Here is a 10,025-nt window from a genome sequence, read left to right on the forward strand (position 1 = left end):
GCCGCGCCCCTCCTTAGTCGAATGGGCGGTAGGTCTTGCGGGTCTATCTGTGTTTATCTGCGTGCATCCGCGGCGAGAAGAGGTCTACTCGTACCTTAACGCCTCGATGGGGTTCATCCGCGCGGCCTTCAGCGCCGGCCAGAATCCGGACGTGATGCCCACGATGCTAAGCACGATGAACGAGACCGTCATCACCATCACCGACGGACGCAGCAAGATATCGCCTTCGTTGTTTGCCGTCTTATACAGGTCGCTATAGAGCGGCATGGGTGGGATGGCGTAGGCGAGTGCGGTGGCGAACAGCATGCCGACCACGCCGCCGATGAACGTGAGCACGAGCGCCTCCACCAGGAACTGCATGAGGATCTGCCGCGGACGCGCGCCGAGGGCTTTGCGCAATCCGATCTCGCGGGTGCGTTCGGTCACCGAGACGAGCATGATGTTCATCACGCCCACGCCGCCGACGCCGAGCGTGAGCGCGCCGATCATCCCCAGCAGCACGTCGAGGCCGAGGGTGAAGTTGCGCATTTCCTGCGAGTTCTCGATGGTGTCCCAATCGGGCACGGCCTTCTCGTCTTTGGGATCGAAGCCGTGGATGCGTCCGAGCACGGTGCGCACCGCGAGCAGCGTTTGCTTGTTCTGCGTGCGGTCGACCGGCTGGAACAGGATCATGTCGGGTTCGCGCATGTCGAGCAGGTCGCGCACCGTGGCGTAGGGCATGAAGACGCAGTTGTTGTCCTGGCAGTTGTTGGATGAATCCTGGAGCTTGCGGCGCAAGATGCCGATGACCTCGAAGGTCTGTCCGTTGACGGTGGCGGTGAGGCCGAGCGCGGGACGCGTGCCGAAGATCTTCTTCGCGGCGTCGGGACCGAGGACCATCACGCGGCGATGGTCCACGTAGTCGCCTTCGTTGAAGTAGCGTCCTTCTTCGATGTCGAGGCGGCGCATGGGTCCGTAGGGCAGGTCGATGGCCTTCACCGTATTCGAGACCACGCGCGAGCCGACCTTGAACCCGACCGTATCGTCGGCCTCGGCGCTCACCGCGCGCACCGAGGGCACTTCGTCGCGGATGGCTTCGATGTCCTCGTACTTGAACTTGACGCGCTTGCCGGCGCGCTGTCCGCCGGCCTGCATGCTGGTCTGTCCGCCCCAGAGATGGATGACCGCGTTGCCGATGCCCTGGTCAGCGACGATGATCTCTTTCCCGAGACCTTCGCCGTAGCCGAGCAGCAGGACGACCGAGGTCAGTCCCCAGACGATGCCCAGCATGGTGAGCAGGGAGCGCATGCGGTTGCGCAGCAGTGACTGCCAGCCCTGCACCACGATCTCTTTGAAGAAGAACAACATTGGTTGGTTAGAACCTAAAACCGATTTACTGGAACTGGTCTACTGGGACCGGTCTACTGAAACATGATGTCGCCGGAGCCGGTGCGGACCTTCACCAGGCTGCCGCCGTTGCGCACCTTGCCGCGCAGCTCGTTCTTGCGGAAGCTACCCTGCATGGTCACCGGGAAGTTCACGTCGATGGAGCCGCTCGAAGTATGCGCGTCGAGGTCGAACGAAGGCTCGCCGTTGAGGTGCACGCGGACGTTGCCCGAGCCCGCAGTCAGGCTCCAATCGCCTTTCTGCTGGCCGGTGATCTCCACGTCGCCCGAGCCGGTGGAGACGCTGAGCGGTCCGTTCACGCCCTTCGCCACCACGTTGCCGCTGCCGGTCTCGACTTTCACCTCGCCCGCGCCGGTCTGGTCGAGACGGATGTCGCCGGAGCCGCTCGAGCCGACGAAGGCGCCGGCGACATTGCTGGTCCGGATGTTGCCGCTGCCGGTGGAGACGTACATGCGTCCGTTGGCATTGGAGACATCGATGTCGCCGGAGCCGGATTCGGCGCGCAACTGAGTCAAGCTGTTCGCCAGTCCGATGTTCGAGAGCGTGAGGTTGCCGGAGCCGGTCTGCACGCGCACGTCTGCCTGGATGCCGCTGACCTTTTGGTCGCCCGAGCCGGTCTGGCTGTGCAGCCGCGTCTTTGCCGGCACGGTGAGCTCGTAGTCGATGGCGACGTTCTGCCGCAGTTCGTGGTCTTCGATGCGGCCGATGCGGATCAGGCTACCCATCTGCTCGATGGGAGGATTGGCTTCGATGCGGCGCACTTTCTCTTCGGCGCTCAGGCCGCTCCAGTCATTGCCGGCGTGGATGTGCGCGTAGATCTGCACCGTGTCGGCGGCGCCGGTGCGCACCGTGATGTTGCCGGAGCCGGTCGTGACATTGACGTCGACGTCGGTCCCGCCCGCGACCTTGAGGGTGCGGCTGAACGAGCCTTCCGCGGAGGCGCTGGCCTGTGCCGGCATGGCCAACGTTACTGCCGTCGCGATCAGAATGGCGATGGCGAAGGTGGTGAGTCTGAGCTGCTTCATGGCGGTGCTCCTAAGGTGTCTCAAGATTCAGACGTGCGGGCCCGGGATCAGGTAGCGAGGTTTCGGATAGCGATGTTGCGATCGCGTGATTCATGCCGCCTATTCGTAACGCAGCGAATCGACCGGTTCCATCTCTGCGGCGCGGCGCGCGGGATACATTCCCGCCAGCACGGTGATCAGTCCGAGGGTGAGCAGCGAGCCGATGATGGAAACGCTCGAGACCACGGGCGTAGGAATGAATTCGGGCTTGGGCGCCACATCCAGCAGCACGCAGATGCCGACGCCGACGATGAGGCCGGTGGTCCCGCTGAGCAGGGTGATGACCACCGCCTCGGTGAAGAACTGCCGCAGGATGTCGCGCCGGGTGGCGCCGATGGCCTTGCGCACTCCGATCTCGCGCGTGCGCTCCGTCACCGAGACGAGCATGATGTTCATCACGCCGATACCGCCGAGGCAGAGCGTCATGATGGCCATCGCGCCGAAGAACATGGTCATGATCTCGAAGATGCGCGAGACCATCTTGGCGCCGCGCATGGTGTCCCACACGAAGAGCGCGTCCTCATCCTGCGGATCGAAGTGGTGGCGCCGGCCGAGCACGCGATAGACCTGCGCGATGGCTTCGGCGTGCTGCTCAGGATCGGCGACCTCGACCACGATGTTGTTCACCCATCCCTTGAAGATGCCAGGGCGCTCACGGGGCGGAAAATCGCGCGCCATCGAGCTGTAGGGCGCGAAGAGCTGGGTGTTGTCGGGTCCGGAACCGTAACTGGAGTTCTGTTTCTTGCGCTCGAGCACGCCGATCACGGTGTAGGGAAGTCCGTTCATCATGAGCGTCTCGCCCACCGCGGCCTTGCCCGGATAGAGCTGCTGCCGCGCTTCGAAGCCGAGCAGCACCACGCGCCGCGCCTGCGTCTGGTCTTCTTCGACCATCAAGCGGCCCTCTTCCACCTTGAGCGAGCGGAAGCGCTGGAACTCGGGCCACACGCCGCGGACGGCGCGGTTCGCCTGGTTCCACTGGCTGGATTGCGGCACGGCGCGGCGCAGTTCGGGGCTGACGGTCTTGATCAGGTAGCACTCTTGCTTGATGGCGATGGCGTCGTCGACGGAGAGGCGGATCTCGCGGCCGGCGGCGAGACCGCCCGCCTGGGAGCTGGTGCGTCCGCCCCAGATGATGGCCACGTCGGTGCCGAGCGACTTCATGCGCTCTTTCTGATCTTTGGAGAAGCCCTTGCCCAGCCCAACCAGCAGGATGACGGAGGCGATGCCCCACACGATGCCGAACATGGTAAGGAAACTGCGCAGCTTGTGAGCGCGCAGCGTGGCCAGAGTCTGCTTGAGGACTTCGCGAAAGTTCATTGCGGTAGGTTCATGGCGCTGAAGTTCATTGCGGAAACCGGTCTCACTGAGCCATTGGACTTGCGCGGCCGGCAACAGTTAGCGTTTCCGCGCGCTATCCGCGAAGCGCGGATGCGCACGGATGAAAACGAAACGGCCGGAAGGCGATTTGTTACAGTCGCCGTCCGGCCGTTGGAGGAAGCAGCCTGGCGAGCTGCTATTGAAGGACGACTTGTTCGCCTTCCTTCAGGCCTTTGAGGACTTCGGTCTTGGCGCCGTTGGAGATGCCGATCTCGACCGGGCTCTTTTTCTTGCCGCCGTCCGCTTTCGGATCGACGACTTCCACCGAAGCCTTTTTGTCCTTGTCATAGATGATGGCGCCCTCGGGGATCATCAGCACGGCCTTGTGTTCTTCCAGGATGATCTCCGCGTTCGCGGTCATTGCGGCCTTGAGTTCGCCCTTAGCGTTATCGATCGAGACGCGCACTTCGAAGGTAGTGACGTTGTCTTTCTCCGCGCCCATGGGCGAGATCTTCGTCACCTTGCCGTTGAAGGTCTTGTCTTTGAACGATTCCACCTTGATGCGCGCGGGCTGGTCGAGGTAGACCTTGCCGATATCCGACTCGTCGACCTTGCCCTTGACGTAGACCTCGCGGGTATCGCCGACGGTCATGACCAGGGTGGCAGAAGAGCCGAGCACGAGGATGGAGCTGACCGCGTCACCGATCTCGACGTTGCGGTTCAGCACCACGCCGTCCATCGGCGAGACGATGGTCGAGTTGCGATACTCCTGCTGCAGTTGCTCGAGGTTCGCGCGACTCTGCTGCACTTGCGCCTTGGCCTGCGTGAGCGAAGCCTTGGCCATGTTCTGTTTGTTGACCGCCAGTTCGTAGTTGCGCTGCGCATCGTCGAGCGCGGCCTGCGAGACCACGCCCTGCTTCGCCATCTCCTGTGCGCGCTCATAAGCGCGCAGCAAGAGTGGGACGTCGGGTCCCAGCGCGTCCACCTTGGCACGCTCCACGTTGGCGCTCGCCGCCTGCAAGGCAGCTTCCGCCTGGCTCACGCGCGCCTGGATCTCTTCTTTATCAAGTTCGGCGAGCACTTGACCGATCTTGACGACGTCGCCGGCGTCGACGTGAAGCTTCTTCACGATGCCGCTGGCTTTGGATTTGATCTCGACTTTGGTTATCGGCTCGATCTTGCCCGTGGCGACAACACTCTTCGCCAGGTCGCCCTTCTCCACTTTCGCCAGCTTCGTCGGATCCAGCTTACCGCTGCTGGTTTTGAACGCCGCGAATAGGACCACTGCCAGGACGACCAGCGAGATCGAGCCACCGATCAAAAAAACTTTTTTTCTCCACCACTTTTTCTTGCCGTTCGCCACTGCTGCCTCCCAAAAAGGACTGTGCCCGATTCTGTTGTCTGCTGGTTGTTACGGGCCTACCGGGGTCTGGGTTCCAAAAATCGTCCCAAAAATCGTCCAAGAATCGTTCCAGAAAACCTGACCTCGGACTGAATCTCTGCCGGCCGGACGGCTGGTCGTGTGCCGCCTGCCCCTTAGACCCCAAGAGCGCTTAAAAGTGAGCTAACTGCCTCCATCTTTTCACGTTCCGCGCAGGCGCGGCCCACGACGCGCCCGGGGACCAGGCGCGACACCGGCAACGCGGACGCGCTGGGCCGGTTCTCGGGGGGTGGAAACGAGGCCGGATATCCGCTAAAACGGAGGCCTCGGCGCGGACATTCTAATTCTAAGTGATTGATTATAAACGAGTAACCCGGAAGAGCTCAAGGGAAAAGGGGATTCCGATGGTAGAATCCGCCTCTACATGCTCACCCTGGCGTTGCTGAAGATCTTCATCGTCATCCTGCTGGTGGCGTTGAATGCCTTCTTTGTGGCGGCGGAATACGCCATCGTCAGCGTCCGCGACAGCCGCATCGAGCAACTCGTCCAGCAGCGGCGCACCGGCGCGCGCACCGTCCAAAAACTCCATCGCAACCTCGATGAGGTGCTGCTCGCCAACCAGTTCGGCGTCACGCTGGCCTCGCTCGGACTGGGCTGGGTGGGTGAGGTGCAGATGGCGGCCATGCTCATGCCGCTGTTCGTGAGCCTGCCGTATGCCGGCGTGTATGCCCACGGCATCGCGGCGACCATCGCCTTCCTGGCCATCACCTACCTGCATGTGATCCTGGGCGAGGTGGTGCCGAAATCGCTGGCGCTGCAGCGCGCCGAGCGCGTGGCCCTGGCCGTCGCCGGGCCGATGGAAGCCTTCCTTACCATCTCGCATCCGTTGCTGGCGGTGATGAAGAGGTCGTCACGGCTGGTGTTGCGAGCGTTCGGCTCAAAAGAGGGCCGCGAGGGCTCCATGCACTCGGTGGAGGAGCTGAAGCTGGTGGTGACCGCGAGCCGGCGCGTGGGCCTGCTACCCGCGCTGCAAGAGGACATGATCCACCGCGTGCTCGAGATGGAGAACCTGACGGTGCGGCAGATCATGGTGCCGCGGCCGGACATCTTTGCGCTGCCCGCCGAGATGTCGCTCGAGGAAGCGATGACGCGGGTGGTGGAAGAGCAGCACTCGCGCGTGCCAGTCTATGATCCGCAGCGCGGGCCGGAGCACATCGTAGGAGTGCTCTATTCCAAAGACGTCTCGCGGTTGATGCACGTGAAGCTGACCAAGGGACAGATGCAGGCCGCCATCGCCTCGAGCTTGAAAGTGAAGCACGTGATGCGGGACGTGCTCTTCGTTCCCGAGACCAAGCCGGTGAGCGAGCTGTTGCTGGAGTTCAAGCAGCGTCGCCGCCATCTTGCGGTGGTGGTAGACGAGTTCGGCTCGACCGCGGGCGTGGTCACGGTGGAAGACGTGCTCGAGCAGATCGTGGGCGAGATCGAAGACGAGTTCGACGTGGCCGAGCAGCCCGCCTTCGCGCTGGGCGCGACCGCCTTCGTGCTCGATGGCGCGGAGAACCTGCGCGACCTCGAGGTGCGCCACCAGTTGCGCCTGCCGAAGGATGAAGGCTTCGAGACGCTGGCGGGATTCGTGCTGACCCAATTGCAGCGCATCCCGAAGGTGGGCGACAGCTTCGTCTACGACAACCGGCGTTACACCGTGCTGCAGATGGTGGACCACCGCATCGAGAAGGTGAAGGTCGAACTCGAGCCGCAGCCGCTGGCGACGGCGGGGGACGACTGAGGAAGTCGCTGGTCGCTAGTCGCTAGTCGCTGGCGGGAGTAGGCGCTCGCAAGCGGCACTCCTCAGGGTGACCGTTCACAGATCCTCCGCTCGGCCGGACGGCACTCGCGAAGGATGACATCGCTGGCGGGCCGGACCGCACTCGCGAAGGATGACATCGCTGGCGGGCCGGACGGCACTCGCGAAGGATGACATCGCTACTGTGCTAGAGTCTGCTCGCTCCCCATGCTGCGCTACGTCGCCATCCGCCTCGCGTACATGATCCCGGTGATCTGGCTGGTGGTGTCGGTCGTTTTCCTGCTCATCCACATCGTTCCTGGCGATCCCATCCAGCAGATGCTCGGCGAAGGGGTGGCGGGCGTGGACCTCGAAGCCGCGCGCCATGCCTACGGGCTCGACGTCCCGCTCGGCCGGCAGTACATGAATTACTGGAAGGGCGTGCTGCACGGCGACCTGGGACAATCGCTGCGTTTCAATCGCAGCGTGGCGTCGATCGTGGCAGAGCGCTATCCGCCGACCATCAAGCTCACGCTGGCGGCATTGCTGGTGGCGCTGGTGCTGGCCGTGCCGGCGGGAGTGCGCTCGGCGCGGCGCCGCAACCAGTGGGACGACCGCGTGCTCAGCTTCGTGTCCTTGCTGGGCCTCTCGTTCCCGAACTTCGCGCTCGGGCCCATCCTTATATTGTTCTTCGCGATCTACCTGGGACTGCTGCCGGTATCGGGCGCGGGCGACTGGCGACATCTGGTGCTGCCCGCGATCACGCTCGGCGGCGCGCTCGCAGCCATCCTCACGCGCATGGTGCGCACGGCGATGCTGGAAGAACTGGGGCAGGATTACATTCGCACGGCGCGCGCGAAAGGACTGCCCGAGCGCACCGTCGTTTACAAGCACGCGCTGCGCAACGCCATGGTCCCGGTGTTGACCGTGGTCGGCTTGCAGTTTGGCGCGCTGCTCGCCGGCGCCATCGTCACCGAGACCATTTTTGCGTGGCCGGGTATCGGGCGGCTGACGATATCCGCCATCGCGAATCGCGATTACTACCTGGTGCAAGGATGCATCCTGGCCATCGGCCTGACGTATGTGGCCGTCAACTTCCTCACCGACCTGCTGTACTCGGCGGTGAATCCACGGATCAGACAGTGAACGGTTCGGCAATGAAGAGACGCCAAGATGGCTGACGACGCTCTCCTGCGCGTGCTGGCCTGGGTGGAGAGCTGGGGTGTATGGCTCTCGTGGCTGGCTTGGGCCACAGTGTTCTCCGGCGCCATCGCCATGGTGCGCGCGACGCGCGAGGTTCGCGGCGTGCGGATATGGACGGCGGCGTTGGTGGTGACCGCACTTGGCATCGTGGCGCACATGGCCGACTACGTGATCACGCTGCGGCGCAGTCCTGACCTCGCGCTGGAGCTGAATCCGCTGTGGCGCAATGTGCTGCTGCACTACGGACTCGGCGTGGCGAAGTGGTATGGACTCACCGGCAAGCTGCTGGTCTCGGTGCTGGCCGGACAGATGACGGCGTTCTATCTAGGAAACCGCATGCGCTTGTTTCCACGCGCTGCCGGTGTGGCGGCTTCGGATTTCGTGCGCCACATGGGCGAGCGCTCGACGACGTGGCGGGAACGAAGCGCGGCGCTGTTCACCATCTTCGCGTTCTTCTTTGCCGGACTCACCTTCTTCTACTTCTACATTGCGTACCAGAACTCGATCACCGACCCCGGACAGCTTGACCGCTTGCCCTCGACGCCACTTGCGGTGCTGCTCTACGTCACCGGGCTGGGGGTTGCATTCGTCACGCTGACGTATCGCGCTTATTCGTCACAGAACCGTGGGGCGTTCGCTGCCACGGGGAAGGGAGCGGCACGCTGATGGCAACGCCGCAAATGGAAACAATGGCGAGCGCGCCGGCGATGCCGCTCGGGGCGATACGCCGCCGGCTGCTGGGCTACAACCCGCTGGCGACGATGGGCGTGGCGCTGGTCGCGCTCTTCACCGTGCTCGCCATCTTCGGCCCGTGGATAGCGCCGCAAGACCCCGCGTACATCGACCTGCCCTCGCGACTGCAGTCGCCATCGCTGGGGCACTGGTTCGGCACCGACGAGCTGGGCCGCGACATCCTCTCGCGCGTGATCTTCGGCGCGCGCATCTCCATGCTGGTGGGCGTGAGCGTGGTCACGTTCTCGCTCGGCCTCGGCCTCGTCATCGGGTCCATCGCGGGATACTACGGCGGCATGACCGACCGCTTCATCAACGTGATCGTGATGAACGCCTTCATGTCCTTTCCCGGGATCCTGCTGGCCATCGCCTTCGTGGCATTCCTCGGGCCGGGAGTGTTCAACCTCATCTTGGCGCTCTCCATCGGCGGCTGGGTGGGCTACGCGCGGCTGGTGCGGGCGCAGGTGCTGGCGGCGCGCGAAAAAGAATACGTGGAAGCGGCGCGGGCGCTGGGCGCAAGCGACTGGCGCATCGTCACGCGGCACATCCTGCCGAACATCATCCAGCCGGTGGTGGTGCAGGCGGCGATCGGCATGGCTGGCGCGGTGCTCGCCGAAGCCACGATGAGTTTCCTCGGGCTGGGCGTGCCGCCACCCACGGCAAGCTGGGGCTCGATGCTCAACGACGGCCGCTCGCACCTGTTCGACGCGCCGCATCTGGTCGTGTTTCCCGCGCTGGCGGTGATGCTGGCGGTGCTCTCGTTCAATTTCATCGGCGACGCGCTGCGGGATTTTCTCGATCCGCGCTCGCGGATCGAAGCGGGCCTGTAGCCGACAAGAACGTTTTTGGAACCTGAAAACGTTTTTCGTTGTCTATTGTTTGTCTACGATAGGAACGTGACCGGCATCGAACGATTCAGCATTCATGGTATTCACAATCATGTTAAAGAGAGCATCCATCCTCTTGCTGGCGGTGTGGTGCGCCTGCCTCGCGGCGGCCGCCGGGGCTGAGTCAAAGAATGCCGAGATCAAGAACGACGACCAGGGCGCACGCCAGCTGACGCAACTGGTCAACCGCGAGCGCGAGCGCGCCGGCATGGACGCGCTCGCCTGGGACGATCGCATCGCCGAAGCCGCACGGCGCCACGCCCGCATGATGG

9 protein-coding genes are annotated in these 10,025 nt (G+C 63.6%); 5 read left to right on the top strand and 4 right to left on the bottom strand.

Going from position 1 to position 10,025, the window contains the following annotated elements; all coding sequences use genetic code 11:
• Window positions 1-84: 84 nt before the first annotated feature.
• The 4 genes from M3P27_08170 to M3P27_08185 all read right to left on the bottom strand — a co-directional run bounded on the left by M3P27_08170 (window position 85) and on the right by M3P27_08185 (window position 5,130).
• Window positions 85-1,347 carry an ABC transporter permease gene (locus M3P27_08170; GenBank protein ID MDP9268285.1) on the bottom strand — a complete coding sequence of 421 codons (1,263 nt, stop codon included), beginning with the start codon at window positions 1,345-1,347 and terminating at the stop codon, window positions 85-87.
• 53 nt (window positions 1,348-1,400) lie between these two features.
• Window positions 1,401-2,411: a DUF4097 domain-containing protein gene (locus tag M3P27_08175; protein ID MDP9268286.1), complete on the bottom strand. Its 1,011-nt coding sequence runs from the start codon at window positions 2,409-2,411 to the stop codon at window positions 1,401-1,403.
• A gap of 99 nt (window positions 2,412-2,510) precedes the next feature.
• Window positions 2,511-3,767 (bottom strand): ABC transporter permease, encoded by a 1,257-nt coding sequence (locus M3P27_08180; GenBank protein MDP9268287.1) that lies wholly within the window; start codon window positions 3,765-3,767, stop codon window positions 2,511-2,513.
• 196 nt (window positions 3,768-3,963) lie between these two features.
• Entirely contained in the window at window positions 3,964-5,130 is a 1,167-nt protein-coding gene (locus tag M3P27_08185) for an efflux RND transporter periplasmic adaptor subunit (GenBank protein ID MDP9268288.1), read from the bottom strand.
• Between the two features lie 442 nt (window positions 5,131-5,572).
• Here M3P27_08185 and M3P27_08190 point away from each other — a divergent pair, with 442 nt between their 5' ends.
• The 5 genes from M3P27_08190 to M3P27_08210 all read left to right on the top strand — a co-directional run.
• Entirely contained in the window at window positions 5,573-6,934 is a 1,362-nt protein-coding gene (locus M3P27_08190) for a hemolysin family protein (GenBank protein MDP9268289.1), read from the top strand.
• A 225-nt stretch (window positions 6,935-7,159) separates the two neighbouring features.
• Entirely contained in the window at window positions 7,160-8,077 is a 918-nt protein-coding gene (locus tag M3P27_08195; GenBank protein MDP9268290.1) for an ABC transporter permease, read from the top strand.
• Between the two features lie 27 nt (window positions 8,078-8,104).
• Window positions 8,105-8,800, top strand: coding sequence for a hypothetical protein (locus M3P27_08200; protein ID MDP9268291.1), 696 nt, complete (start codon window positions 8,105-8,107; stop codon window positions 8,798-8,800).
• Window positions 8,801-8,841: 41 nt separating this feature from the next.
• A complete protein-coding gene (locus tag M3P27_08205) occupies window positions 8,842-9,696 on the top strand; it encodes an ABC transporter permease (GenBank protein MDP9268292.1) in 855 nt (284 codons plus the stop codon).
• Between the two features lie 109 nt (window positions 9,697-9,805).
• Window positions 9,806-10,025 (top strand): CAP domain-containing protein (locus M3P27_08210; protein ID MDP9268293.1); only part of this gene is annotated, 220 nt, incomplete at its 3' end.

It is taken from the genome of Acidobacteriota bacterium (genome assembly GCA_030774055.1).
Taxonomy (GTDB): Bacteria; Acidobacteriota; Terriglobia; order Terriglobales; family Acidobacteriaceae; genus JACPNR01.